The 25,629-nt window shown below is 74.2% G+C and carries 20 protein-coding genes; 11 read left to right on the forward strand and 9 right to left on the reverse strand.

From position 1 onward, the window contains the following. Nucleotides 1–72: 72 nt before the first annotated feature. Nucleotides 73–1,740: a membrane protein gene (locus IH50_RS0127635; RefSeq protein WP_037872957.1), complete on the reverse strand. Its 1,668-nt coding sequence runs from the start codon at nt 1,738–1,740 to the stop codon at nt 73–75. A 49-nt stretch (nt 1,741–1,789) separates the two neighbouring features. Further along, entirely contained in the window at nt 1,790–1,984 is a 195-nt protein-coding gene (locus IH50_RS0127640) for a hypothetical protein (protein ID WP_030867896.1), read from the reverse strand. A 261-nt stretch (nt 1,985–2,245) separates the two neighbouring features. Here IH50_RS0127640 and IH50_RS0127645 point away from each other — a divergent pair, with 261 nt between their 5' ends. The 5 genes from IH50_RS0127645 to IH50_RS0127665 all read left to right on the forward strand — a co-directional run bounded on the left by IH50_RS0127645 (nt 2,246) and on the right by IH50_RS0127665 (nt 7,670). Next, entirely contained in the window at nt 2,246–2,638 is a 393-nt protein-coding gene (locus tag IH50_RS0127645) for an ankyrin repeat domain-containing protein (RefSeq protein ID WP_030867898.1), read from the forward strand. A 300-nt stretch (nt 2,639–2,938) separates the two neighbouring features. Next, a complete protein-coding gene (locus tag IH50_RS0127650) occupies nt 2,939–4,357 on the forward strand; it encodes a hypothetical protein (protein ID WP_030867900.1) in 1,419 nt (472 codons plus the stop codon). A gap of 162 nt (nt 4,358–4,519) precedes the next feature. Further along, on the forward strand, nt 4,520–5,644 hold the full coding sequence (locus tag IH50_RS0127655; RefSeq protein ID WP_030867902.1) for a glycosyltransferase family 4 protein: 1,125 nt from the start codon (nt 4,520–4,522) through the stop codon (nt 5,642–5,644). Beyond that, nucleotides 5,641–6,822, forward strand: a complete 1,182-nt coding sequence (locus IH50_RS0127660) for a glycosyltransferase (protein ID WP_030867904.1) — start codon at nt 5,641–5,643, stop codon at nt 6,820–6,822. Before IH50_RS0127655 ends, IH50_RS0127660 begins: the two co-directional genes overlap by 4 nt. Continuing rightward, a complete protein-coding gene (locus tag IH50_RS0127665) occupies nt 6,819–7,670 on the forward strand; it encodes an SGNH/GDSL hydrolase family protein (RefSeq protein ID WP_030867906.1) in 852 nt (283 codons plus the stop codon). Before IH50_RS0127660 ends, IH50_RS0127665 begins: the two co-directional genes overlap by 4 nt. Before the next feature lie 86 nt (nt 7,671–7,756). Here the strand turns inward: IH50_RS0127665 and IH50_RS0127670 are convergent, their stop codons facing one another. Genes IH50_RS0127670 through IH50_RS0127690 form a run of 5 tightly spaced genes read right to left on the reverse strand, consistent with a single transcriptional unit; the run spans nt 7,757 to nt 12,220 of the window. Then, a complete protein-coding gene (locus tag IH50_RS0127670; protein ID WP_030867907.1) occupies nt 7,757–8,644 on the reverse strand; it encodes a biotin-dependent carboxyltransferase family protein in 888 nt (295 codons plus the stop codon). Further along, nucleotides 8,641–9,264, reverse strand: a complete 624-nt coding sequence (locus tag IH50_RS0127675) for a 5-oxoprolinase subunit B family protein (RefSeq protein ID WP_030867910.1) — start codon at nt 9,262–9,264, stop codon at nt 8,641–8,643. The genes IH50_RS0127670 and IH50_RS0127675 overlap by 4 nt, the downstream gene beginning before the upstream one ends. Further along, on the reverse strand, nt 9,261–10,019 hold the full coding sequence (locus IH50_RS0127680; protein ID WP_030867913.1) for a LamB/YcsF family protein: 759 nt from the start codon (nt 10,017–10,019) through the stop codon (nt 9,261–9,263). The genes IH50_RS0127675 and IH50_RS0127680 overlap by 4 nt, the downstream gene beginning before the upstream one ends. 39 nt (nt 10,020–10,058) lie before the next feature. After that, on the reverse strand, nt 10,059–10,904 hold the full coding sequence (locus tag IH50_RS0127685) for a putative hydro-lyase (protein WP_051767464.1): 846 nt from the start codon (nt 10,902–10,904) through the stop codon (nt 10,059–10,061). Continuing rightward, nucleotides 10,901–12,220: an MFS transporter gene (locus IH50_RS0127690; protein ID WP_030867918.1), complete on the reverse strand. Its 1,320-nt coding sequence runs from the start codon at nt 12,218–12,220 to the stop codon at nt 10,901–10,903. The genes IH50_RS0127685 and IH50_RS0127690 overlap by 4 nt, the downstream gene beginning before the upstream one ends. A gap of 134 nt (nt 12,221–12,354) precedes the next feature. Here IH50_RS0127690 and IH50_RS0127695 point away from each other — a divergent pair, with 134 nt between their 5' ends. From IH50_RS0127695 to IH50_RS0127710, 4 genes are all read left to right on the forward strand, one after another. After that, nucleotides 12,355–13,071: a GntR family transcriptional regulator gene (locus tag IH50_RS0127695; RefSeq protein WP_030867922.1), complete on the forward strand. Its 717-nt coding sequence runs from the start codon at nt 12,355–12,357 to the stop codon at nt 13,069–13,071. Between the two features lie 69 nt (nt 13,072–13,140). Continuing rightward, entirely contained in the window at nt 13,141–14,667 is a 1,527-nt protein-coding gene (locus tag IH50_RS0127700; protein ID WP_030867925.1) for a hypothetical protein, read from the forward strand. A 49-nt stretch (nt 14,668–14,716) separates the two neighbouring features. Further along, nucleotides 14,717–15,598 carry a hypothetical protein gene (locus tag IH50_RS0127705; protein ID WP_030867926.1) on the forward strand — a complete coding sequence of 294 codons (882 nt, stop codon included), beginning with the start codon at nt 14,717–14,719 and terminating at the stop codon, nt 15,596–15,598. A gap of 34 nt (nt 15,599–15,632) precedes the next feature. Beyond that, a complete protein-coding gene (locus IH50_RS0127710; RefSeq protein WP_030867929.1) occupies nt 15,633–20,285 on the forward strand; it encodes a hypothetical protein in 4,653 nt (1,550 codons plus the stop codon). Between the two features lie 23 nt (nt 20,286–20,308). Here IH50_RS0127710 and IH50_RS0127715 read toward each other — a convergent pair whose 3' ends face one another. Together IH50_RS0127715 and IH50_RS0127720 are read right to left on the reverse strand one after the other, a co-directional pair. Then, on the reverse strand, nt 20,309–21,106 hold the full coding sequence (locus IH50_RS0127715; protein ID WP_199822139.1) for an IclR family transcriptional regulator: 798 nt from the start codon (nt 21,104–21,106) through the stop codon (nt 20,309–20,311). A 106-nt stretch (nt 21,107–21,212) separates the two neighbouring features. After that, nucleotides 21,213–21,785: a hypothetical protein gene (locus tag IH50_RS0127720; protein ID WP_030867936.1), complete on the reverse strand. Its 573-nt coding sequence runs from the start codon at nt 21,783–21,785 to the stop codon at nt 21,213–21,215. Nucleotides 21,786–22,203: 418 nt separating this feature from the next. On the opposite strand from IH50_RS0127720, the gene IH50_RS0127725 reads away from it, so the two are divergent. Both IH50_RS0127725 and IH50_RS0127730 read left to right on the forward strand, forming a co-directional pair. Further along, nucleotides 22,204–25,197, forward strand: coding sequence for a nitrate- and nitrite sensing domain-containing protein (locus IH50_RS0127725; protein ID WP_030867939.1), 2,994 nt, complete (start codon nt 22,204–22,206; stop codon nt 25,195–25,197). Further along, entirely contained in the window at nt 25,194–25,628 is a 435-nt protein-coding gene (locus IH50_RS0127730; RefSeq protein WP_030867941.1) for a roadblock/LC7 domain-containing protein, read from the forward strand. Before IH50_RS0127725 ends, IH50_RS0127730 begins: the two co-directional genes overlap by 4 nt. Nucleotide 25,629: the final 1 nt, after the last annotated feature.

Raw genomic sequence — 25,629 nt, forward strand, 5'->3', positions numbered from 1 at the left:
CTCGGCCCGGGAGCACTCGGCCGAGCCGGCGTCACCGGACGCCGAGAACCGACGCGTCAACGGCGCGGCACATCAGGCGGTGGGCTCCGCCACCGCCGCCTCGGCGGGTGCCTCCGCCGCCCCCTCGGTCCCGGCGCCGGCCGCCTTCTCCCGCGCCGCCTTGTCGAGGCGCACAGCCTCCGCCACCCCCGCCTCCAGCCGCTCCGGCTTCTCGTCCGCGGGCGTCGTCCGCGGCGGCAACAGATCCAGCACCGCCTGCCGCTCCGCCTCACTGGTCGCGTCGTCGTACGGATCCGGCGTCGCCGGAACCTGGAGACGGTGGACCGGTCCCGAGCCCAGCCGGGCGTAGCCGCGCCCCGGCGGGACCTGGTCGACCGGCGTGGTGTGCGGCGGCGCTCCCAGAACGGCCCTCAGCTCCTCCACCGTCGCGGGTCCGAGGACGACACGCGCGCGCGTGTGCTGCCGTACCGGATCGCTGAGGCCCTCCAGACCGTCGAGCTGCTCGGCGACGACCACGGTGACGTTCGCCGGACGGCCGTGCCGCAGCGGAACCTGGAGCAGCGACTGGGGATCCTCGCGGCCCTCCGCGGCGGCCAGGTGCGTGAACGCACTCGGCCGGTCCAGCAGCAGCCACAGGGGACGCCGGGTGTCCTCGGGCGGCGGGTCGCCCGCCTGGTGCGCGCGGTTGGCCGCGATCAGCCGGCGCTCCGTCTCGTGCGCGGCCCACTCCAGGCTCGTCAGCGCCCCCGTCAGCCCGCACTCCACGGCGAGCACGCCGTCCCGGCCGGTCAGGCAGGCGTACTCGCCGGTGCCCCCGCCGTCGACGATCACCACGTCGCCGTGGTGCAGGGCCTGCAGGGCGATCGAGCGCAGCAGTGTCGAGGTGCCGCTGCCCGGCTGGCCGGCCACGAGCAGATGGGGCTCGGTGGAGCGGATGCCGGTGCGCCAGACGACGGGCGGGACATCGCGCCGCTCCTCGCCGTGGGCGCCGTGGGTGAGCGGCAGCGTCCGCTGCACCCCGGTGGGATCGGTGAAGCCGAGGACCGTCTCACCGGGGGCCGTGACGAAGGGCTGGGCGGCGATGTCGGTGGGCAGGGGGGCGAGGACGCGGACCGTGAGCTGGTTGGCCTCCTCGTCCCACGCGAAGTGGTACTCGCGGCCCCGCCCCGATTTAGCGCCGAGCAGATGCTCGATCCGCGCCCGTGACTCCGGCTCGCCGTCGGTGAAGTAGGCGGGATAGCCGATCACCAGGTGCGCGATCCGGCCGGTGGAGTCGAACGCGTACTCGGAGAAGACCTTCCCCCAGTCGCCGCCGTGGGCGTAGAGCGGCTCGGGGTCCTCGGCGGCGGAGAAGTACGGCACCAGGGCCTCGTAGAGCGACTTCAGGCGCTGGGTCTGTGACGCGTCGGGGCCGGCGGGCGCCGAGGGGGCGCGGTCCCGGCCCTGCCAGGCCGCCGCCGCCATCAGGGTGATGACGGCGAGCAGGGGACCGTACGGCGCGAGCGCCACGACCAGCAGGACCGACGCCACCAGGAAGAGCAGCGCGCCACGCCGGTCCTTGGGCGTGTCGGCCCACCTGCGCCGCCCGGCCGAGGCCAGCCGGCGCAGACCGCGCGTGATGGTGATCAGCGGATGGAGGACGTCCGTGGCGCCGTCGGCCGCCGTCCTGGCCAGTTCCCGGCTCCGGGCGAGCTGTGCGCCGCCGTTGCTCAGGATGCGGGGGAGTGGGCGCCGGGCCACTGCTGTCTCCAGAGGGTGCGTACGGACGGGCGGTGCGGGGTCGGGCGGATCAGAACTTGAATCCGCCCAGGAGGCCGGCCAGGCTTTCGCCGCCCGCCTTGATGCTGGGTGCGATGGCCGTGCTGGCCAGATAGAAGCCGAAGAGCATCGCCACCAGGGCGTGCGACGCCTTCAGTCCGTCCTTGCGGAAGAAGATGAAGACGACGATGCCGAGCAGCACCACGCATGAGATAGAGACGATCATGTGAGTTCTCCTGGTTCGCGGGGACAGTCACCATGAGTACTGCCAGACTCACAGAATGTATCCATACGATAAAAGGTGCAACTGGGTCGATTCCCGTCATTTAATCCGAATGGGTCTGCCATGATCATTGCCGCGGGCGTGACGGGTCATGTGCCCGGTGAGCCAGTACTCTGGCGATTCACCCGTACGGCTCTGCACCGCTCGCAGACGTACGTCCTGTCCCCGATGCGTGAAGCATGTGCAGTGAGAGGCGGTCCGGCGATGACCGATGCCCCCGACCCCGAGGTCGTGGAGCTGGCGACCAAGATCTTCGACCTGGCCCGGCGCGGCCGGACCGAGGAGCTCGTGGCCTACGTCGACGCGGGCGTGCCGGCCGACCTCACCAACGACCGGGGCGACTCCCTCGTGATGCTCGCCGCGTACCACGGTCACGCCGAGGCGGTGCGCGCGCTGCTGGAGCGCGGCGCCGACGCGGACCGCGTCAACGACCGGGGTCAGACGCCACTCGCGGGAGCGGTCTTCAAGGGCGAGACCGAGGTGATCCAGGCCCTTCTGAAGGGTGGCGCGGACCCGTCCGCGGGCACCCCCTCGGCCGTCGACACGGCCCGGATGTTCGGTCGTACGGAACTGCTCGACCTGTTCGGCGAGCGCTGAGCGACCCGCTCTGACCAGCGACGACACGGAAAACGGGGGAGGCGGTACAGGGCCGCCGAAATTTCGGTCGCGGTAGATGTGACCGCCGGGTCATCATGACGACGTGATTCACGGACGCGATGGCTGGGCAGGTGTTGCCGCACCGCGCGGGCCGTGATGCGGTCCGCATGGGCCACCGACGAGAGGCAGAGAGAGATGGTCTACAGCAAGCAGGAAACGGCGGGCGCCCCGACGTGTTGTCACGCGGCCAGGTAACGCAGGTCCCCGGTTGCGTCGACGCTTGATGTGAGGCTGTTTCCCATGTTCGATCCGGTCATAGCGCCCAGCGGTACGCTGCTCGGCCTGCTCCAGCGGGGCCGTGGCGACGGCACGCTGCACGCGCTCACCGCCCCGCGCTCCGAAGCGCTCGCGGCGCTGAACCACTGTGTGCTGCGCGACCCGCGCCACGACTGGCAGGTGGAGAACCGCTCCCTCTACTACGCCCGCCTCTACCTCGATCTGCACGGCGAACTGGACGCGATCGAGGCCCACCTCTTCGACCCCGAGGACGTCCTCGACACCGACGAGTCCCGCACCGGACTCGCCCTCGCGGTCCTCGGGCACCTCGCCTCCTACGGCAGGCGGGACGCCCTCGACCTGCTGCGCAGGTACGCCGCCCACGGCACCAACTGGGCCTGGGCCCTGGACGAGCTCGCCCTGAGGGACGACGACGCGGGCCTGCGCGCCCTGGCCGTCCCGGTCCTCGCGCGGTTCGCCACCGACGCCGAGGGCGAGGCGGAACTCGCCGCCACCGTCCGCGACGCCTTCGAGCCACGGCCCTGGCGATTGTGGGCCGACGACCCCCGCGCATCCGTCGCCACACGCGTGCGCGCCGCTCAGGAGGCCGGGTCCTTCGACCGCTGGCAGCGGCAGATGCGCCCCGGCGGGCCCCGCCCCGGCTGGAGCGTCCAGGCGGTGTTCGAGTGGGCCCAGCAGGGCGTCGAGCGCGGCGCCGCGCTCCACGTCCCGGCCGCCCGCTGCCTCGCCGCCGTGGCGGGCCCCGAGGACCGGACCGAGATCGTCCGGGCTGCCCAGGACGGCACCGAGGGAGCCCGGTGCACCGCCCTGCGCTACCTCGCCGACAGCGACGATCCCGACGCCCTCGCCCTGATCGAGGGCGCCGTGGCCACCGGTTCGACGGCCGTGGTGGAGGCCGCCGTCGACGCCTTCGAACGCATGCGCAGTCTCGCCGCCGTCGACCGGGCGCGGGGCTGGGCCCGCCGGCCCGACCCGCTCGGCGCCGCCGCCGGCCGGGTCCTCGCCTGCCGGGGCGGTCTGCAGGACCGCGACCTGGTCCTCGCGGCGCTCCGGGAGGCGGTGCGGGGCGAGGGCCCCGACGCGCCCACCCTGTGGACCCTCGTCGACGGCGCCGGACGCCTCGGCATCGCCTGCGCCGCCCCCGTGCTCCGCCATGTCTACCGCGAGACCGCCTCGTCCCATCTGAGGGGCCGAGCCGCCCGCGCCCTCGCCGCGACCGACCCCTCCTACGGCAGCGGCTTCGCCGTCGAGTGCCTGTGGGACTGCGAGGAGACCACCCGCGAGATCGCCGCCCGGCACGCCGAGACCGGGGACACCCGGGTCGTCGAACGCCTGCGCCGGCTCGCCGCGGACCCGGCCGAGGAGGCCGAGGTGCAGACCGCCGTACGCAGCCGGATCGGCCCGGAGGGGACCGCCGTGTGATCCCTTCCGCCCGCGTGGTGTGAACGACGGGTGACCCGTGGGTCAGGTGTGCGTGGATGCCGCCTGACCTGCGCGGGTGAGGGAGGCAACGCTCACAGCGCGTTTCCCGCGAGGAAAGATCCACGTTGACGTGACCACGTCCGGCGCGGCGACAACACCGGTATGCGTGTCGTCATCGTCACCGAGTCCTTTCCGCCTGATGTGAACGGCGTGGCCCACTGCGCGCTCCAGACCGCCCGGCACCTCGTCGACCGCGGTCACACCCCCCTCGTCGTCGCCCCCGCCGTCGCGGGCGACGAACCCGGCGACGGAGTGCCCTGCCCCGTCGTCCGCGTTCCCTCCCTGCCCCTCCCCGGCTACCCCCAGGTCCGTGTCGCCCTCCCCAGCCGGCGCCTGGCCGCCGCGATCGCCGGGCACCGGGCCGACGTCGTCCATCTGGCCGGCCCCTTCGTCCTCGGCGTGCGCGGCATGGCGGCCGCCGCCCGCCTGGGCCTGCCCACCGTCGCCGTCTACCAGACCGACCTCGCCGGATACGCCCGTACGTACGTGGGCGCCGGCGAGGCGGCCGCCTGGCGGCGCATCCGCTCCGTGCACACGGCCGCTGACGTCACCCTGGCCCCGTCCGGCGCCGCCCTGCGCGACCTGGAGGCACACGGCGTGCCCCGGGTCCGGCTGTGGCCGCGCGGTGTGGACACCGTCCGCTTCCGGCCCGGCCTCCGCGACGAGGCCCTGCGCCGCACCCTCGCCCCGAAGGGCGAGCTGATCGTCGGCTACGTCGGCCGGCTCGCCCCGGAGAAGCAGGTCGAGCTGCTGGCCGGGGTCGGCACGCTGCCCGGCGTGCGGGTCGTGGTCGTCGGCGACGGACCCAGCCGGCCGGCCCTGGAGCAGGCACTGCCCGGCGCGGCCTTCCTCGGCCGCCGCACCGGCGAGGACCTCGCGCGGATCTTCGCCTCACTGGACGTCTTCGCGCACACGGGACCGTTCGAGACCTTCTGCCAGACCGTGCAGGAGGCGATGGCGAGCGGCGTACCCGTGATCGCCCCCGCCGTGGGCGGCCCGCTGGACCTGGTCGCGCACGGCCGCACCGGACTCCTCGTCCCCCCGCGCGACGCCGCCGCCGTACGCGACGCGGTGTGGTCCATGGCCGCCGATCCCGCCCTGCGGGCCGCGTACGGGGCGACAGGACGCGCGGCGGTCGAGGGCCGCACCTGGGCGGCCGTCGGTGACCAGCTCATCGGCCACTACGCCGACGTGCGCGCCGGACGCAGGACGGCGGTGGCGGCATGAGCCTCTCACTGAGGATCGTGCGGCTGGCGAACTTCGTGGCGCCCGCCTCCGGAGGACTGCGCACCGCGCTGCGGGAACTCGGCAAGGGCTACCTGGAGGCGGGACACCGGCCCGTGCTCATCGTCCCCGGCGAACGGGAGAGCGACCACGACACCGAGCAAGGGCGGGTGATCACCCTCCCGGGCCCGCTGCTGCCCGGCACCGGCGGCTACCGCGTCCTCACCGACAGACGGCGGATCGCCGCCCTGCTCCAGGACCTGGCCCCCGACCGGCTCGAAGTGTCCGACCGTACGACCCTGCGCTGGACCGGGCGGTGGGCCCGCCGGGCCCGCGTCCCGGCGGTCATGGTCTCCCACGAGACCGCCGACGGGGTGCTGCGCACCTGGGGACTGCCCGAGCCGGCCGCCCGGCGCACCGCGGACGCCCTCAACACGCGCACCGCACACGCGTACGCGCGCGTGGTGTGCACCACCGAGTTCGCCGCACGCGAGTTCGTGCGCATCGGGGCCCGCAATGTCGTACGGGCCCCACTGGGCGTCGATCTGGTGGAACGGCACCCGGCGCTCCACGACCCGGGGCTGCGGGCCCGGCACGCGCGCGTGCCGGAGACGCTGCTCGTGATGTGCTCCCGGCTCTCCCCGGAGAAACGGCCCGGGACCGCGCTGGACGCGCTGGAGGCGCTGCTGCGGCGCGGACGGCGCGCGGTGCTGGTGGTCGCCGGGGACGGGCCTCTGCGGGCACGGCTCGAACAGCGCGCGCGGGAGCGCGGCCTGCCGGTGACCTTCCTGGGGCACGTGCGCGACCGGAGGCTGCTGGGTGCGCTCCAGGCGTCCGCCGACGTGTGCCTGGCACCGGGGCCCGCCGAGACCTTCGGGCTCGCCGCGCTGGAGGCGATGGCGTGCGGTACGCCCGTCGTGGCGAGCGCGTCCTCGGCGCTTCCGGAGGTCATCGGCCCGGCGGGCGCGGTCGCCGGGGACCGGGGGGAGGCGTTCGCGGACGCCGTCGAGCTCCTGCTGGAACGGGCGGAGCAGGTCCGGCGCGCGGCGGCACGCGCGCGTGCGGAGCGTTTCGGCTGGGGGACGGCCGTGGCGGCCTTCCTCGCGGCCCTCGACGCGCCGGTGACGGCGGGCGGAGCCGTGCCCCCGGTACGGCAGGTCGCGTCCCGGGGGCTGTCGTGAGACCGCTGCGGTTCGTGGCCCTCGGGGACTCGCTGACCGAGGGCGTCGGGGACCGTACCGGCGGCGGACGGCGCGGCTGGGCCGCGCTGCTCGCGCCGTCGCTGTGCGCCGGGCCCGTGCGGTTCACCAACCTCGCGGTGAGCGGGGCACAGACGCGCGACGTGCTCGAACGGCAGTTGCCGGCCGCGCTGGAACTGCGGCCCGACCTCGTCTCCGTCGTCGTCGGCGTCAACGACACCCTGCGCCGCACCTTCGACATCCATGACGTGGCGGCCCGGCTGGACGAGGTGTACGCGGCCTGTACCGGGCAGGGCGCCGTGCTGCTCACCGCGTGCCTGCCCGATCCGGGCGGGATGCTGGGGCTGCCGGGCGCGCTGGCCCGCCCGCTGGCCCGGCGGCAACGGGCGGTGAACACCGTCGTGCACGCCCTGTCCGACCGTTACGGTGCGGCGCATCTGCACGCCTGCGAGGGGGACTGGATCAGCGACCGGTCGATGTGGAGCGCGGACCGGCTGCATCCCGGTGAGCCGGGACACCGGCAACTGGCCGTGCGGTTCCACGCGCTGCTGACGGAACGCGGCCTCGCGACCGGGCCGGCCCCCTCGCCCGAACCGGACTCCCCGGCACCCACCGCGTGGGCGAGCCTGCGGTGGCTGGCCACGGCCGGCACCGGCTGGGTGGCCCGCCGGTGCACCGACCTCCTGCCGCAACTGCTCTCCCTGGCCGCCGACGAGATGCGCCACCGCGCGCGGGGCACCAGCGTCCGCCTCGACCTGCGTGCCTCCGCCGCCGTCTCGGCCGCCCTGGCCGCGCTGTCGACGGGGGAACGACGCCCGGGTGCCGCCTGACCCGTCCGGACACGGGGCACACCTGCCCTCCCGCGCGGGGAGGACCACGGTGCCGGCGCCTCCCTGTCTCGCACGCGACCAGGGTGTCATCCGCCGGAGAGGCGTCGGCGGGGCCGTACGGCGACGAAGCGGACCGGTGTGCCGGGGCGTGCCTGCGCGGCGGCCGGGAGATCGGCGGGGCGGACGACCGCGATCACCGGGTAGCCCCCGGTGGTCGGATGGTCGGCGAGGAAGACCACCGGCGTGCCGTCGGGCGGCACCTGGACCGCGCCCAGCACCATGCCCTCGCTGAGGAGTTCGTCCCGCCTCGCCCGTTCCAGGGCCGGTCCGGTCGTGCGCAGTCCGATGCGGTTGCTCGCCGGCGACACGTGGTACGCGCGGGACGTGAGGAGCCGTACGGCGGCCGGGGTGAACCAGTCGTCGCGCGGGCCCGGCGTCACCCGCAGCACGAGCTCGTCGGGGGGCGCCGGCTGCGGGGCGGCGTCCACGCGCGCGTGGGGCTCCCCGGGCGTTCCCAGGGGGAGCACGGCACCGTCCGTGAGGGGCGCCGGGCCGAGACCGGAGAGCAGGTCCGTGGAGCGGCTGCCCAGCACCGGTTCGACGGCGATCCCGCCGGAGACGGCCACGTAGGCGCGTACGCCGGAGAACGCCGCGCCGACGTCCAGCACGGACCCGGCACGCACGCGCACCGGCGCTCCCCAGGCGGCCGGCCGTCCGTCCACGGCGACCGGGCAGGGAGCCCCGGTGACCGCCACGGTGACCGTCGAACGGGGCCGCAGGGAGCAGCCGTCGAGGGTCGTCTCCAGGACGGCCGCGTCCGGCGGGTTGCCGGTCAGCCGGTTGGCGAGCGCCGCCGCGGGCCCGTCCAGCGCCCCGGAACGGGGGACGCCGAGATGGGCGTGTCCAGGACGGCCCCGGTCCTGCACGGTGGTGAGGGCTCCCGCACGGACGACGGCGAGCGCGCGGTCCGTCATGCCGCGGACCCCGTCACCGGGACGAAGCGCACCCGCGTGCCGGGGGAGAGCAGCGCCGCCGGCACGCGCGCGTGGTCCCACAGCACGAGATCGGTCGTACCGATCAGCTGCCAGCCGCCCGGCGAGGACCGCGGGTACACGCCCGTGTAGGGACCCGCCAGCGCCACCGAGCCGGCCGGGACGGCGGTGCGCGGAGTGGCCCGGCGGGGCACGTCGTAGCGGGCCGGCAGACCGGTGAGGTAGCCGAAGCCGGGCGCGAACCCGCAGAAGGCGACACGGAACTCGGTGCCCGCGTGGACGCGGGCCACCTCCCGCGCGGGGACACCCCAGTGCGCGGCGACGTCCGCGAGGTCCGGGCCGTCGTAGCGCACCGGGATCTCGACCGTCTCCCGCGCGTACGGGGACACGGGCGGGAGACGGAGGGAGGTCAGTTCGGCGGCCAGCCGGGCCGGATCGGACAGGCCGTCGAGCAGCACCGTGCGCGCCGCCGGGACGATCTCACCGGCCGGCAACGAGCCCTCCGCGCGGCGCCGCAGCAGCTCCGCGTGGAGCGCCTGGGCCTCGTCGCCCGAGGAGACCTCGACGAGCAGCGCGTCCTCGCCGACGCGCAGCACCCTCATACGAAGGCCTCCACCCGTACCCCGGACGCCTCCAGCGCGTCACGCACCCGTCGCGCCAGGTCCACCGCGCCGGGCGTGTCACCGTGCAGGCACAGGGAACGCGCCCGCACCTCGATACGCCGTCCCGAGTGCGCGTCGACCTCCCCGTGGCGGGCCAGGTCCACCGAGCGGGCCACCACCGACTCCGGGTCGGTGACCACGGCGCCCTCCTGACCACGTGGCACCAGCGCGCCCCCGTCGGTGTACGCCCGGTCGGCGAACGCCTCCGTGACCACCGGCAGACCCGCTTTCTGGGCCAGTTCCAGCAGCCGGGAGCCGGGCAGACCGAGCACGGGCAGCGCGGCGTCCGCCAGGAGCACCCCGTCGACGACCGCGCCGGCCTGCTCCTCGTCGCGCACCACCCGGTTGTACAGCGCCCCGTGCGGTTTGACGTACGCCACGCGGGCGCCCGCCGCGCGGGCGAACACCTCCAGGGCGCCGATCTGGTAGGCGACCTCGGCCGCCAGTTCGGCGGGCGGCACGTCCATCGCGCGCCGCCCGAACCCGGCCAGGTCCCGGTAGGAGACCTGGGCGCCGATCCGCACCCCCCGCCCGGCGGCGAGCTCGCACACGCGGCGCATGGTGGACGCGTCCCCGGCGTGGAAACCGCACGCCACATTGGCGCTGGTCACCACGGACAGCAGCCGCTCGTCGTCGGTGAGCCGCCAGCGGCCGAACCCCTCGCCGAGGTCGGCGTTCAGATCGATCGACGTCATGGATCCTTCGTTTCTCCTGCCTTGTGCCGCACAGGCCGGTCAGGCCACGCGGAACTGCTCGTCGCGGGCGTCGCTGAGGAACATCTGCCCCGGTGCGTGCGTGATGGCGAACGGCGGACGGGAGGCCATGACCGCGGCCTGCGGGGTCACCCCGCAGGCCCAGAACACCGGGATGTCGTCCGGCTCGAAGTCCACCGGCTCGCCGAAGTCCGGCCGGCCGAGGTCGTCGATGCCCAGCCCGGAGGGGTCACCGCAGTGCACGGGACCGCCGTGCACCGCCGGCAGCAGACTGCTCTCCCGGATCGCCGCGGAGAGGTGCCCGGGCGGCACCGGCCGCATGGACACCACCATCGGCCCGCGCAGCCGGCCCGCCGGACGGCACTGCCAACTCGTCACGTACATGGGAACGTTGCGGCCCTGCTCGACGTGCCGGACCGGAACACCTGCCGCCGCCAGCGCCCACTCGAACGTGAAGCTGCAGCCGATCAGGAACGACACCAGATCACCGCGCCAGTGCGCCCGCGCGTCCGTCGGCTCGTCCACCAACTCGCCGTGCTCCCACACGCGATAGCGCGGCAGATCGGTGCGCAGGTCCGCGTCCGGGGCGAGGACGGTGGCCGCGGACCCGGCGTCGGTGACGTCCAGGACCGGACAGGGCTTGGGATTGCGCTGGCAGAACAGCAGCATGTCGTACGCCCAGTCGGCGGGCACCGAGATCAGGTTGGCCTGTGTGTGCCCCGCGGCCACACCGGCCGTGGGACCCGCCAGCCCCTCCCGGAAGCGGGCGCGCGCCGTGCGCGGGCTCCACGCGCGCGCGTGCTCGTCGGCCAGGATCACAGGGTGGTCGTCCACCGCGGTCGGCGGACGGTCGTCGGTGTGGGTCACTCCAGTTCCTTCCCGCGTGTCTCCGGCAGCCCCAGCAGCGCCAGGGCCGCGAGGCCGTAGCCGATCGCGCCGAAGACCAGCGCCCCGCCCACGCCCCAGCCGTCGGCCAGGAAGCCGACCGTGGTGGGGAAGACGGCGCCCACGGCACGTCCGGTGTTGTACGTGAAGCCCTGTCCCGTACCGCGCACCGCCGTCGGGTACAGCTCGCTCAGATAGGAGCCGAAGCCGCTGAAGATCGCCGACATGCAGAACCCGAGCGGGAAACCGAGCACGAGGATCACGGTGTTGGCACCGTTCGGGATGTTCGTGTACGCCAGGATGCAGATCGCGGACAGCAGCGCGAACAGCCAGATGTTGCGCCGGCGGCCCAGCCGGTCGGTGAGGTAGCCGCCGGTCAGATAGCCGATGAAGGCACCCGAGATCAGGAACGTCAGATAGCCGCCGGTGCCGACGACCGACAGGTCGCGCTCCGTCTTCAGATAGGTCGGCACCCAGGTGGCGAGGGTGTAGTAGCCGCCCTGGACGCCGGTGGAGAGCAGCACGGCGAAGAGCGTGGTGCGCAGCAGGCCCGGTGCTCCCGGCCTGCCCGGCCGGAAGATCGTCGCGAAGGAGCCCTTCCGGGCGCTCGTCTCCCGCGCGGCGGCCGCCTCGGGAGCGTCCTGCACGCTGCGGCGCACCCAGACCACGAGCAGCGCCGGCAGCGCACCGGTCCAGAACATCACGCGCCAGGCGAGGTCGTCGCCGGCCAGCGAGAAGACGACCGTGTACACGATCACGGCCAGCGCCCAGCCGACGGCCCAGGAGCTCTGGACCGCGCCGAGGGTGCGGCCCCGGTGCCTGGCGCTCGCGTACTCGGCGACCAGGATCGCGCCGACCGCCCACTCACCGCCGAAGCCGAGGCCCTGCAGCGCGCGGAACACCAGCAGCGTCTCGTAGTCGGTCGCGAAGCCGCAGGCCACGGTGAACACCGCGTACGTGATCACGGTCAGCAGCAGTGCCCTGACCCGTCCGACGCGGTCCGCCAGCACACCGGCGAGGGCGCCGCCGACCGCGGACACCACCAGGGTGACGGTCGTGAGCAGGCCGGTCTGGCCGCTGTCCAGACCGAAGTACGCCGACAACGCGACCATCGTGAGCGGCAGCGTGAAGTAGTCGTACGAGTCCAGGGCATAGCCGCCGAACGCGCCGCCGAAGGCGCGCCGGCCGCGCGGCCCCAGTGCGCGCAGCCAGCCGAACGCCCCGTCGCCGGAGGCGTGTTCGGGCGGTACGGGGCGTGGGGTGTCGGTCAGGGCCCGCGGTGGAGGGGGCGTGCTCATGGGCACCTCGCAGAGAGAGGACGGAGGGTGCGGGAAGGAGTGAGCCGTGCCACTGTCCAGCAAGGTAGAGGATCGTTGAACGATCCTTCAATACCCATGTTGTCTCGTCCTTCCGCGTGCGATTGAATTCCGGCATGGCAGAGCAGATGGGCGGACTGGCCGACGACCGTGCCCTGTTGGGCCGCACCAGCACCGCCGAGCGGGTCGCGGACATCCTCAGGAGCCGGATCGCCGAGGGCTACTTCCCGCCCGGCACGCGGCTGTCGGAGGACAGCATCGGCGGCGCGCTCGGCGTCTCCCGCAACACGCTGCGCGAGGCGTTCCGGCTGCTCACGCACGAACGGCTGCTCGTCCACGAGCTGAACCGGGGCGTGTTCGTCCGGGTGCTGACCGTCGAGGACGTCGAGGACATCTACCGCACCCGCCGCCTCGTCGAGTGCGCCGTCGTGCGCGGACTGGGTGACCCGCCCTACCCGCTCGACGCGCTCACCGAGGTGGTGGAACAGGGGCGTACGGCGGCGCGCGAAGGTGACTGGAACGGTGTGGGTACGGCCAACATCCACTTCCACCGGGAACTGGTGGCCCTCGCCGCCAGTGAGCGCACGGACGAACTGATGCGCAGCGTCTTCGCCGAACTGCGGCTCGCCTTCCACGTCGTGGACGAACCCCGGCGACTGCACGAACCGTACATCGCCCGCAATGTCGGGATTCTTCAGGCGCTTCAGGACGGGGACCGCGACAAGGCCGAGGCACTGCTGGCGGCCTACCTCGAGGTCTCGCTGGAACGGGTCGTCGAGGTGTACCGGCGGCGCGTCGGCGAGGACGGACAGGACGGCCGGCCGGCGGTGTGACGACCGTCGCGCCGGGGCGCAACACGGTCGTTTGGGTCGTTGTCAGACCGAGGACCTAGTCTGTGCACCGTGACTTCGCCTGCAACGACGGACAGCGTTCCGCCCCAGCTCAGCGCGGGGCCGCGGCCCGCGCCGGGCCCGGCCGCCGACGAAGGGCTGGCGCGGCGGCTGCGCGCGCTCGCGTGCACCGCGCCGCTGCACGACCTCGACGCCCGCAAGGCCAACCTCGCCGGCGAGTACTCGGTGTACGGCATGGCGGAGATCGCCCTCGCGGCCATCGACCTCGTCACCCTGAACATGGACTTCGACACGGGCGCGGACCACGACCAGATAGTCGCCCGGATCGTCCCGCGCATCGCCGCCCAGGCCCCGCACCGTCCCGCCGCCGAGCACGAGCGGGTGGCCCGCTGGGTCCTGGAGAACCTGATCAACGTCGGCAGCGTCGACCGCGGCTTCCGCGCGGTGTACGGCATGTTCGGCGCGGACGGCACCTATGTGCGCCGCGACTACGACTTCAAGCTGATCGAGGAGGTCCCCGGCCCCGGCGGCACGGTGTACCTGAGGACCACCGACGAGGCGGTCAACGTCCTGGTCGGCGCCCTGGACACCGACGTCACCAGCGCGCAGATCGCCGCCGAGGTCAAGCTGGAGGTGCTGATCAGCAGGGGCAGGCTCGCCGACGCCCAGCTCGCCGCCGAGCAGGCCCGCTACCGGACCGTGCAGTACTCCGAGACCCTGCGCCGGGCCCTGGACGCCACCCGCCGCAACGTCCGCGCGGTGGACTGGCTGAGCGCCGTGCCCGACATGATCGCCGAGGCCCTCGACCACGTGGCGGACCGCTACCGCCACGAGAACGCGATCCTCACCAACATCCGCAAGGCCCGCGACGAGTCCGAGGACCCCGAGCACAAGCGCCGGGCGGCCGAGCTGGTGGACATCGTCAAGGACTGCATCCGGCGCCACACCCAGCTGCAGTCCCGGCTGCTGGAGGCCGGCCCGCTGTTCCGCGCCGAACAGGACCGGCAGGCCTTCGCCACCCCCACGTCGGTCTCGGGCACCGACCTCTACGGCCACCTCCTCGCGCCCCTGCTGCCGCTGCCCGTGGAGCGGGCGGCCCGGGTCACCGACGCCTTCTTCGCCCACGGCACCGGACTGCGCACCCCGGTCTCCGTCCGGGTCGCCGACCTCGTCGAGATCCTGCTGACACCGCCCGTGGAGCGCGAACACCTCGGCGCCGAGATGCCCGAGCCCGACCTGATCGCCACGCCCGACGACAGCCGCTTCAGCGAGGAGCAGCTGGCGGCCGCCACGGAGCTGCTGGACCTGCCGGCCGACGCACCGCGCCGGCTGTCCGGACTGCTCGCCGACGCCCGCCGCCAGGACCCCGAACTGCCCTACCTGGTCGCCCTGCTCGCCATCCACGCCGCCAGCCCCCCGGTCGGCACCGCCTACCGCCAGGGCGAACCGAAACTGCTGTTCGCCGTGGACGACGGAACCGAACTCGACGACCCCGAGTTCGGCGGCGCCGACCTCATCGTCGGCACGGCCCTGCTGGACGCGGCGGGGATGGCCGCGGACCGGTCGGAGGCGGCATGACGGAGCGAGCAGTCCGTACCGAGCTGTCCCAGAGCAAGGAGCCCCGACCGTGACCGAGCACGTCGAGTGGAGTGAGCCGGAGGCCGTGGCCGCACCGGCGAGCGCCGCCGTCACACCCGCCGACGCCGCCGACGCCGCACGGCTCGTCGCCTTCGGCCTCCAGCCCAAGCTCCAGCCCGCCCGCGACCAGGAGTACGCCGACCTGCTGCGCCGCTATCGCGAGGACCCGCCGTTCGCGCGGCTCGCCGACGCCGTGGCCACCGGCCTCGGACTGATCGTGCTGGAGGTGTCCCCGCGCGCCGGCATGGCCGTCACCGCCGCCGAGGACTCCGTCTTCGCCGTCCGTATGGGCGACTACGCGCGCCGCACCTCCGCCGACGGCGGCGACCGGTTCCTGCACGGGCTCGCCCACCTCGCCGTCGCCGCCATGGCCTTCCCGCGCCCCGAGGACCTCGCCGACGACGGCTACATCGGGCGCGTCACGGTCAACGGCGTCGACTCCTTCGTCCGCCAGGCCTGCCACCGCCTGGAGGAGCGGGCCGCGGAGCAGGGCGAGAACACCGACCCGGCCAGTGACGCCCCCGGCCTGGAGGCCGCGTGGCGGATCTGGGCCAGACGCAGCTCGACCGGCGCCACCAAGGACGCGCGCCGGCTCGCGGGCTCCACCACCGGCATCGTCGCCAAGGCCGTCGGCTTCCTCACCGACTCCGGCTTCCTGCAGCGCACCGGCGACGACAACGGCGGCACGTACCGCACCACGGCCCGCTACCAGCTCCAGGTCCGCGACATGGCGGGCGGCGCCGCCATGGCCGAGCTGCTGGAGCTGGGCGTCGTCCCGGTCACCGACGGGACGCCCACCCTGCTGCCGCCCGAGGACGGCGACGACCTGGAGCTGGTCGCCGACGCCGGCCTGCCGTTCCACTCCGCCTGAACCCCCGTTTCACGAAGCCTCACGAGAGTCCGCCATGTACGAGCTGTCCCGGGTCCGCCTCTACTCCATCGGGCCGGCCGGTGCGCGCTACGCCGACACCGTGCTCGACCTGCGCGGTGTCGGCGGGCCCGTGCCGGACCCCGCGCCGACGCAGGCGGAGTTCTTCCAGGAGGAGCCCGTCGGCCCGCCGCGCCGGCCGGCGCCCGCCGGGGTGCTCTTCCTGGAGAACGGCGGCGGCAAGTCGGTCCTGCTGAAGCTGATCTTCTCCGTGATGCTCCCGGGCCACCGCAACACCCTCGGCGGCGCCAGCTCCGGTGTGCTGCGCAAGTTCCTGCTCGCCGACGACTGCGGCCACGTGGCGCTGGAGTGGCAGCACGTGCAGACCGGCGAGTGCGTCGTCGTCGGCAAGGCCAGCGAGTGGCGGGGCCGCCAGGTCTCCAACGACCCGAGGAAGTTCGCCGAGGCCTGGTACTCCTTCCGGCCCGGCCCCGGCCTCAGCCTGGACAACCTCCCCGTCGCCGAGTCCACGGCCGTACGGCCGCCCGTCGAGGGCCAGTCGGGCGCGCGGGGACGGCGCCGCACCATGAAGGGCTTCCGGGACGCCCTCACGGAGGCCGGCAAGAACTACCCGCACCTGGAGGTGCACTGGGAGGAGATCCACGAGCGCTGGACCGAGCACCTCGGCGAGCTGGGACTCGACCCCGAACTCTTCCGCTACCAGCGGGAGATGAACGCCGACGAGGGCGAGGCAGCCGGTCTCTTCGCGGTCAAGAAGGACTCCGACTTCACCGATCTGCTGCTGCGCGCCGTCACCGACACCCGGGACACCGACGGACTCGCCGACCTGGTCGGCGGCTTCGGCAACAAACTGGGCCGGCGCGCCGAACTGATCGCCGAACGCGACTTCACCGCCGGATCCGCCGACCTGCTCGGCCGGATCGTCGAGGCCGCCGAGGCCCGCACCCGCGCGCGGGAGATCCACACCGCCGCCGAGCGCCGCACCCGCACCCTGGCCCGCAGGCTCTCCGCGCGCGGCGCCCGGGAACGCGTCCGCGCGGCCGACCTGGCGCAGCGGGTCACCGCCGCCGCGCACGCCGTCACCCACGCCGAGTCGGCACGCGAGCACAGCGCGCTGATCTCCGCCGAACTCGCCTACCGGCACGCCTCCCTGGCGCTCGCCGCCGCCGAGAAGTCCGCCGCCGCCCAGAAACGCGAACTCGCCGACGCGCGCACCCTGTACGCGGCCTGGCAGGCCGCCGAGGCCGTGCTGCGCCACCGCGCCGCCGCCGACCGTGTCGCCAGGGTGTCCGCCGCCATCCAGGAGGCCGAGCGGGACGCGGCCCCCGCGCTGGCCGCGCGCGCCAAGGCCGCCGTCGACCTCGTCCGCGCCCTGCACGCGGCCGCGCGGAACGCCGAGGACCTCGCCAACGAGGAGGAGGAGCGCTCCGCCGCCCTCCAGGAGGTCAGCGACGGCGCCTACCGCGACTCCACCGCCGCCGCCACCGAGGCACAGCGGGCCCGCAGCGAGGTAGGGCACCTGCGGCAGCGGCTCACCGAGGTCGAGCAGGAGACCGCCGAGGCCGTGCGGGCCGGCTGGCTCGACGACAGCGCCCCCGACGCCGACCCCGCCAGGGCCGCGCTCGCGGCCAGCGACGCCGAGAAGACGGCGGTCGCCGCCTGGGACACCGCCCGCGAGGCGGCCCGCCGGGCCACCGAGCACGCGCGCGAGGCGGCCGCCGCCGAGAGCCGCGCGGAACTCACCGCGGCCCGCGCGGCGGACGCGGCCACGGCGGCCGAGCGCGCCCACGAGAGCGAGCGCCGCACGGCCGAGGACCTCGCCGCCGAACAGCGGCTGGCGGAACTGCTGAGCCTGCCGGGAGCCACCGGCCGACGGCGGGCCGGCGTGCCGGGACAGCGCACGGACACGGACCGTGCCGCGGACGCTTCGGAGGCCGGGCCTTCCTTCGGCGAAGGCGCCCTGACCGCCGAGGAACTCGACCGCTTCGCCGACGAGCTGCGCGAACTGCTCGACGACGCCGTCTCCTCCGCCGAGCGGCAGCTGTTCGACCTGCGGACCGCCGCCGCGGACGACGCCCGCATCCTCGGCGCCCTCGGAGACGGCGGGCTGCTGCCGCCCGGCCCGGACGTGCTAGCGACGGTCGAGTTCCTCGGCGAGCACGGCATCCCGGCCCTCCCGGGATGGCGCTACCTCGCCCAGGCCGTCGCCCCCGCCGACCACGCGCGCGTGCTGGCAGCCCGCCCCGAGCTGGTCGACGGCGTCATCATCACCGACCCCGACTCCCACCTCCGCGCCCGCGAGGCACTGAGCGACGCCGCCCTGCTGCCCCGGTCCGCCGTCGCCGTCGGCACCGCCGCCGCCCTGCTCGCCCCCACCCCCGCGCCGGACACGGACACCGGGGACGTCTTCCTCGTACCGCCGAACCCGGCCATGCACGACGAGCACGCCGCCGACGAGGAACGGCAGACCCTGCGCGCCCGGGCCACCGAGCGGGACGAGGAGATCCGCGCGCTCGCCGCCCGGCTCGGCAAGGACCGGGAGCTGGCCGCGAGGCTCGCCTCCTGGCGCACCGGCTGCCCCGCCGGGCGGCTCACGGAGCTGGCCGCCACGGCCCACGAGGCACGGGCGTTCGCCGAGGAGGCCGAGGCCGAACTGGCCGAGGCGCGCACCGTGCGGGCGGAGGCCGAGGAGGCCGCCGCCGAGGCCGTCGGCGTCCGTGACGAGCGGCAGGAAGCCGCGCAGAAGGCCCGGCGCGCGGCCGACGCCCTCGCCGGACTCGCCTTCCGGCTGCGCGAACGGGCCGGCTGGCAGGTCAAGCTGCGCGAACTCGCCGACGACGCGACCGAGGCGGAGGCCCGCGCCCAGACCTGTCTGGAACGGGCGCGCGCCGCCGACGAGGACCGGCGCGGCGCCCAGCGGGCCGCCGACGACGCCCGCCGCACCGCCCGCGCGCTGCGCGCCGAACGCTCCGAGATCGCGGGCGCCCCCGACGACGTGCCCGAGGACGGCGCCGGCGCGCCGCAGTCCTCCCTGCCGGCCCTGCGCGAGGCCTACCGCGCCGCCTCCCAGGTGTACGAGAAGGTCGGCGTCGGCGCCGATCTGCGTGCCGAACAGGCCCGCGCGGAGAGCGACGAGAGCGCCGCCCGGGCCGAACTGGACCGGCTCAGCAACAAGGTCCGCACCCGTGCCGAGCAGCTGCTCCAGTCGCCCGACGGTTCCGACGGCCCCAGCCGGCAGGCCGCCGCCGCCCGTGCGGAGGAGCTGGTGCAGCTCCTGGAGACCCGCATGTCCGGCGCGAGCGAGCAGCTCGGACGGCTGCGCGGCGAGGCCGAACGGCTCGCGCCCGAGGACGGTGAGGCGCACACCGAACTCCCCGAGGACCTGCTGCCGCGCGACGCCGAACACGCGCAGGCCCTTCTGCGCACCGCCACCACCGAACTCGCCTCCCGCAGCGAGGCCCTGAGCCGGGCCCGGGAGGCCCACGCCGAACTCCTCGACGCCCACCGCGCCGCCGAGGACGCGGCCGGCGGCTTCGACGAGATCGCCGCCATGCTCCGCGATCTGCTGCGCGAGCACGCCGGCGAGGAGGAGCAGGAGCAGCCCGAGCCCTATCCGGGCGGCCTGGAGGAAGCCCGGCAGTCCGCCGCCGAAGCCCGCCGCTCCCTGCGCGGCTGCGCCGCGGACCTGTCCGCCGCCGAGTCCGCCGTGCGCGAGGCGAGCGACGTCCTCGTCCGGCACGCCAACTCCACGCGCTACGAGCAGGTCCGCACCCCCGCACGCCAGCAGATCCGCGAACTGCCCGCCTCCGCGCTGCCCGAACACGCCCAGAAGTGGGCGGACGCCTTCGCGCCCCGGCTGCGGGTCCTCACCGACGAGCTGGAGCAGCTGGAGCGCAACCGCGACTCGATCGTGGACCGGCTGCGGGGCCTGGTCGAGTCCGCCCTCGCCACCCTCCGCTCCGCCCAGCGGCTGTCCCGGCTGCCGGAAGGGCTCGGCGAGTGGTCCGGACAGGAATTCCTGCGCATCCGCTTCGAGGAACCCGACCAGGCCACCCTCACCGAGCGGCTCGGTGAGGTCGTCGACGAGGCGACCCGGGCGGCCGTGAAGAAGAACTCCGACCTGCGGCGCGACGGCATGTCCCTGCTGCTGCGCGGGGTAGCCGCCGCCCTCCAGCCCAAGGGCGTCGCCGTCGAGATCCTCAAGCCCGACGCGGTACTGCGCGCCGAACGCGTCCCCGTCGGCCAGATGGGTGACGTGTTCTCCGGCGGCCAGCTGCTCACCGCGGCCATCGCCCTGTACTGCACGATGGCCGCACTGCGCTCCAACGACCGCGGCCGGGACAAGCACCGCCACGCCGGCACGCTGTTCCTGGACAACCCCATCGGCCGCGCCAACGCCACCTACCTCCTGGAGCTCCAGCGCGCGGTCTCCGACGCGCTCGGCGTCCAGCTCCTGTACACCACCGGTCTGTTCGACACCACGGCGCTCGCGGAGTTCCCGCTGGTCATCCGGCTGCGGAACGACGCCGACCTGCGGGCCGGCCTGAAGTACATCAGCGTGGAGGAACACCTCCGGCCGGGGCTCCCGCAGCAGGACCCGGCCGAGGAGGCGCACAGCGAGATCACGGCGACCCGCATGTTCAAGCGGCCCGCGGCGGCGAGCGGCTGATCAGGCAGCACCCCGGACGAGGCTCAGAAGCCGTAGCCCATGCGCCGGGACAGCTCGGCCGCCGCCGTCGCCGTCCGGCTGCCCAACTCGGGCAGCCGGTCCGCACGCAGCCGGTACACCGGCCCGGAGACACTGATCGCCGCCATCACCGTGCCGTCGTGCGAGCGGACCGGTGCCGCGACGGCCGCGAGTCCCAGCTCCAGCTCCTCCAGCGTGGCGCCGTACCCCCGCTCGACCACCGTCTCCAGCTCACCGCGCAGCACCGACGCCGCGACGATCGTCCGCTCCGTGAACCGGCGCAGCGGGCGCGCGAGACGGCTCTCACGAGCGGCGGGTGGCAGATGGGCCAGGAACACCTTGCCGCCGGCGGTGGCGTGCAGCGGGGTGCGCCTGCCGAGCCAGTTCTGCGCGGTGACCGACGCCGTGCCCCGGGCCTGCATGATGTTGACGGCGGCGTCGTCGTCCAGCACCGCTATGTTCACCGTCTCGCCCAGCTCGTCGGCGAGCTCCCGGCAGACCGGGACGCCCTCCTGCGAGATGTCCAGCCGCACGGCGGCCGCCCCCGCGAGGCGCAGCACACCGGCACCCAGGTGGTACTTGCCGCGGTCCTTCGTCTGGGCCACCAGACCGCGGTTCTCCAGGACACCGAGCAGCCGGAAGGCCGTGGACTTGTGCACGCCCAGCTCGCCGGCGATCTCCGTGACACCCGCCTCGCCGTGCCGCGCCAGGATCTCCAGCACGCTCACCGCACGGTCCACCGACTGCACGGCACTCGTCGTGCCCCTCCCGTTCCCCCTGGGCTGTTTCCGCTCGCCGGTCATGGCTCGGCTCTCACCATCTGTCGGTAACCGTTGCGCAGGGCGCCTGCCGGCGCGCCCTGCGCGACTTCAGCGTACCGAGGGCCCGCGTCCCGGCGAGCGAGCGGTCTCACGGGTGTGACAGCTGCCCGGTCCCGCCCCGCCGGCGTATTCGAGCCTGTGTCCGCTGGGCGGCCCGCTGCTGACGGCGGGCGCGGCGCCGCTCGCGCCGCAGGGCCCGCGCGGTGCTGCTGGGCGCGGACACCACGCCATTGCGCTGATTCCAGACCTGACGGGTCACCCAGACGTCCAGGACTCCCCAGGTCGCCAGGATCGTACTGACGACACTGCTGATGACCATGGGGAACGCCAGCCAGGACTCGGCCAGCGTGCACAGGAAGGCCACCATGGCCTGAATCAGCGTCACCGAGATGACGAGCACCGCCCGCACGGCCGCCGTCCGCACCGGATCCGGCAACCGGCGCCGCCGGGCCGGCTCCTCGACCCACAGCGGCCGGTAGGAGGCCTTCCTGCCGGACCCGCCTGTGCTCCCTCCGCTCTCCCGCGCCGCGGCGCCGCGTGCGCCGGCCGGTCCGCGCCCGGACGCGGCTGCACCGGGTCCGGGCGCCCCGGCATCCGACCGCGTCGTCACCTGCGCCGCCGCGCCCTCCTCGGGCGCCTCGCGCCGCTCCGCCGTGCCCATCAACGTGTCACTCCCCACCGCCAGCAGACCGCTCACTCGTGTCCGAAGACCCGGTTCTCCAGTGGCTGCCCGGCTTGCGCCGTTCTACGCCGCCCAGGTGCGGGCCACGGCTCTTGTGGCCGATTCCGCCCCCATTTCCCACAGAGAAGGACGAACGGCACGTCGTGAAGATTCCCGGTCGGGAAAGAAACCGGCCAACCGTCCTCTCCTGTCCCGGAGACCGGCTCCGGGAAGGTGCCCCCGGTTCCGGTGGGCAATCTCCCGCAATGCCCGGACAACTCCCCATCTCCCGCCCCTGGTACGGAACTACAGCTTCCGGACGGCTCTTCGAGTTCGCCCCGGCGCGGTAGTAGGCTCGCGCCGTTTGTTGACGCACATGTGTACCCCCGGCCGGTCGGGGGCCGAGCTGGGGGAGGCCATGCGCTTTCGCGGGAAGTCCATCCGCCGGAAGATCGTGGCGCTGCTTCTCGTGCCGCTGTTGTCCCTGACGACGATCTGGGCCTTCACCACGGTGCTCACGGGCCGCGAGGCAAGCCACCTCTTCGACGTGTCGTCGGTGATGGAGGAAGTCGGCTACCCCGTCGAGGACACCGTCCGCGTCCTCCAGCAGGAACGCCGGCAGACCCTCGTCCATCTCGCCGACCCCCGCGCCTCCGACGGCCTCGCCGCACTCCGGCGCAGTCGCGCCGCCACCGACGACGCGGTCGCCGCCGTCCGCAGAAGCGCGACGGACACCGATGTGCGCGAGGCCATGCACGGGGACTCCGACGAACTGGGCGCGGTACTGGACTCCTTCGAGGGCATCGAGTCCCTGCGCCGCAGCGTCGAGGACGGCACCGTCAACCGCTCCCAGGCCCTCGACCTCTACAACCGGCTGATCGACCCGTGCTACATCCTGCTGGCCAGTCTGCACGTGGTCGACGACGTCGAGCTCGACAAGCAGTACCGCGCCCTGGTCGGTCTGGCCCGCGCCCGCGAACTGCTCTCCCGCGAGGACGCCCTGCTCGGCTCCGCCCTGATCGTCGGCGAACTGTCCCGTGCCGAAGTGCGAGAGATCTCCGACCTCGTGGCCCAGCGCACCCTGATGTACGACTCCGGTCTGCCGCAGCTCCCCGCGTCCGAACGCGACCGCTACGAGACCTTCTGGAAGAACGCCGCGTCCGCCCCGCTGCGCGTCGGCGAGGAGGCGGCCGTCTCCTCCGGCGCCGGGGAGCCCCGCGGGATCACGGCCAAGAGCTGGGACATCGCCGCCGGCAATGTGCTCTCCGAACTCGGCACCCTCAACGACCAAGCCGCCGACCGCTACCAGGACCGCGTCCGCCCCGTCGCCATGGGCGTCATCACCCAGGCCGTCATCGCCGGTGTCCTTGGACTGATCGCCCTCGTGGTCTCCCTCGTCCTCTCCATGCGCGTGGGCCGCGGACTCGTCCGGGACCTCCGGAAGCTGCGCCTGGAGGCCCATGAGGCGTCCGGTGTGCGGCTGCCCAGCGTGATGCGCCGCCTCTCGGCGGGCGAACAGGTCGACGTCGAGACCGAGGTCCCGCGCCTGGAGTACGACAAGAACGAGATGGGAGAGGTGGGCCAGGCCCTCAACACCCTCCAGCGCGCCGCCGTGGAGGCCGCCGTCAAGCAGGCCGAACTGCGCGCCGGTGTCTCCGAGGTGTTCGTCAACCTCGCCCGCCGCAGCCAGGTCCTGCTGCACAAGCAGCTCACCCTGCTGGACACCATGGAACGCCGGACCGAGGACACCGAGGAACTCGCCGACCTGTTCCGGCTGGACCACCTCACCACCCGCATGCGCCGGCACGCCGAGGGCCTGGTGATCCTCTCCGGCGCCGCACCCTCCCGGCAGTGGCGCAAGCCCGTCCAGCTCATGGACGTCGTACGCGCCTCCGTCGCCGAGGTCGAGGACTACGAACGCATCGAGGTCCGTCGGCTGCCGAGGGTCGCCGTCACCGGCCCGGCCGTCGCCGACCTCACCCACCTCGTGGCCGAACTGCTGGAGAACGCCACGGTGTTCTCCCCGCCGCACACCGCCGTCCAGGTCCTCGGCGAGCGCGTGGCCAACGGCTTCACCCTGGAGATCCACGACCGCGGGCTCGGCATGACGGCCGACGCCCTCCTGGACGCCAACCTCAGACTCGCCGAGACCCCCGAGTTCGAACTCTCCGACACCGACCGGCTCGGACTGTTCGTGGTCAGCCGCCTTGCCCAGCGCCAGAACGTCCGGGTCTCCCTGCAGCCCTCCCCGTACGGCGGCACCACAGCGGTCGTCTTCATCCCCGACGCGCTGCTGACGGACGACGTCCCGGACACCAACGGCGTCGGGTTCCGCCTCGACCGCCCCCGGCGCTCCACGGACCGCGAACCGGAGGAGAGCCGCCGCGCCGCGCTCTCCCAGGTGCCCGTACAGCTGCCCCGGCTCCCCGCCTCGCTGCTGGACGGGCCGGTCGAACTGGAGACCCCCGTCGACCTGGACGCGCTCGACGGCTTCCCCGGTGCCCTGGGCGCCGAGGACAGCCGGCGCGGCGGCCTCTTCAGCCCCCGACGCTCCCTCACCGGCACCCAGGAGGAGCGGCCCGGCCACGAGTACCATCAGCAGACCCCCGACACGCCCGAGGGCGCGGACCCGGGCGGGAACGACGGGAGTGCCCCGGTCCCGCTGACCCGCAGGGGAGCACCCAAGCTGGTCAGCTCCCACGGGCGTCCGGTCCGCGACGCACGTGCCCGCGCGGAGCGCACGGACGAGGAGGACACGCCCGCCGCCTCCACCCGGCCCGACCTGGAAGCAGCGTCTCCGCTGCCCGCCCGCCGCCGCGGTGAGGACCCCGCGGGACGCCGGGGTCCCGGCCGCCCGGGCGCGGAGGCACCGTCCCCGCTCCCCGCACGCCGCCGCACCGAACGGCTCTCCTCCGACGCCGAGCGCGAACAGCCGGACGCGGAGTCACTGCCTCCGCTGCCCGCCCGCCGACGGAGCCCCGGCCCCTCCCGCCCCGGGACCGGAGCCGAGGACCGGAGCGACACTCCGGCGCCCTCCGGCCCCGCGCGCGACGACCGGCCGGATCCTCCTGACGGCCTGCCCCAGCGCACCCGCCGCCCCGCCGTCGCGGCGAGCGGCCCCGACGACCCCTCGTCGGCCGCGGACGGCACGGACACCGACGCCGTACGGCCCGACGGCGGATCGCTGCCCCGGCGTGTACGGCAGGCCAGCCTCGCCCCGCAGCTCAAGCGCAGTGCCGAACCCCGGAACGAGAACAGGGCCCGGCCCGTTGAACGGGATGCCGACGAAGTCCGCAGCCGCATGGCCTCGCTCCAGCGCGGCTGGCAGCGCGGCCGCGAGGAGAACGCCGCCGGCGACGAAGCCGACAGCGGCACAGCACCACGACGAACGAACAAGGGGGACGGTCGATGACCGCACCGAGGGCCACCGGCCACACCACGACCGACAAGAGCGAGCTGAACTGGCTCCTCGACGACCTGGTGGACCGCGTCGCCAGCATCCGCAAGGCAATCGTGCTCTCCGGCGACGGTCTGCCCACGGGCGCGTCGAAGGACCTCACCCGGGAGGACAGCGAGCATCTGGCCGCCGTCGCCTCCGGTTTCCACAGCCTCGCCAAGGGCGTGGGCCGCCACTTCGAGGCCGGCGACGTCCGGCAGACCGTCGTCGAACTCGACGAGGCGTTCCTCTTCGTCACCGCCGCCGGTGACGGCAGTTGCCTCGCCGTCCTCGCGGACGCCGATTCGGACGTCGGACAGGTCGCCTACGAGATGACGCTCCTCGTGAAGCGGGTCGGTGTGCATCTGGGTACCGCTCCGCGCACCGATCTGCCCTCGGGCGGGTAGT

It is taken from the genome of Streptomyces sp. NRRL S-37, from assembly GCF_000721605.1.
GTDB lineage: Bacteria > Actinomycetota > Actinomycetes > Streptomycetales > Streptomycetaceae > Streptomyces.

Coding starts and splice junctions, on each gene's coding strand:
- IH50_RS0127640 (WP_030867896.1), bottom strand. CDS start 1,984: ATGATCGTCTCTATCTCATGCGTGGTGCTGCTCGGCATCGTCGTCTTC.
- IH50_RS0127645 (WP_030867898.1), top strand. CDS start 2,246: ATGACCGATGCCCCCGACCCCGAGGTCGTGGAGCTGGCGACCAAGATC.
- IH50_RS0127650 (WP_030867900.1), top strand. CDS start 2,939: ATGTTCGATCCGGTCATAGCGCCCAGCGGTACGCTGCTCGGCCTGCTC.
- IH50_RS0127655 (WP_030867902.1), top strand. CDS start 4,520: ATGCGTGTCGTCATCGTCACCGAGTCCTTTCCGCCTGATGTGAACGGC.
- IH50_RS0127660 (WP_030867904.1), top strand. CDS start 5,641: ATGAGCCTCTCACTGAGGATCGTGCGGCTGGCGAACTTCGTGGCGCCC.
- IH50_RS0127670 (WP_030867907.1), bottom strand. CDS start 8,644: ATGACGGACCGCGCGCTCGCCGTCGTCCGTGCGGGAGCCCTCACCACC.
- IH50_RS0127675 (WP_030867910.1), bottom strand. CDS start 9,264: ATGAGGGTGCTGCGCGTCGGCGAGGACGCGCTGCTCGTCGAGGTCTCC.
- IH50_RS0127680 (WP_030867913.1), bottom strand. CDS start 10,019: ATGACGTCGATCGATCTGAACGCCGACCTCGGCGAGGGGTTCGGCCGC.
- IH50_RS0127690 (WP_030867918.1), bottom strand. CDS start 12,220: ATGAGCACGCCCCCTCCACCGCGGGCCCTGACCGACACCCCACGCCCC.
- IH50_RS0127695 (WP_030867922.1), top strand. CDS start 12,355: ATGGCAGAGCAGATGGGCGGACTGGCCGACGACCGTGCCCTGTTGGGC.
- IH50_RS0127710 (WP_030867929.1), top strand. CDS start 15,633: ATGTACGAGCTGTCCCGGGTCCGCCTCTACTCCATCGGGCCGGCCGGT.
- IH50_RS0127715 (WP_199822139.1), bottom strand. CDS start 21,106: ATGACCGGCGAGCGGAAACAGCCCAGGGGGAACGGGAGGGGCACGACG.
- IH50_RS0127720 (WP_030867936.1), bottom strand. CDS start 21,785: ATGGGCACGGCGGAGCGGCGCGAGGCGCCCGAGGAGGGCGCGGCGGCG.
- IH50_RS0127725 (WP_030867939.1), top strand. CDS start 22,204: ATGCGCTTTCGCGGGAAGTCCATCCGCCGGAAGATCGTGGCGCTGCTT.
- IH50_RS0127730 (WP_030867941.1), top strand. CDS start 25,194: ATGACCGCACCGAGGGCCACCGGCCACACCACGACCGACAAGAGCGAG.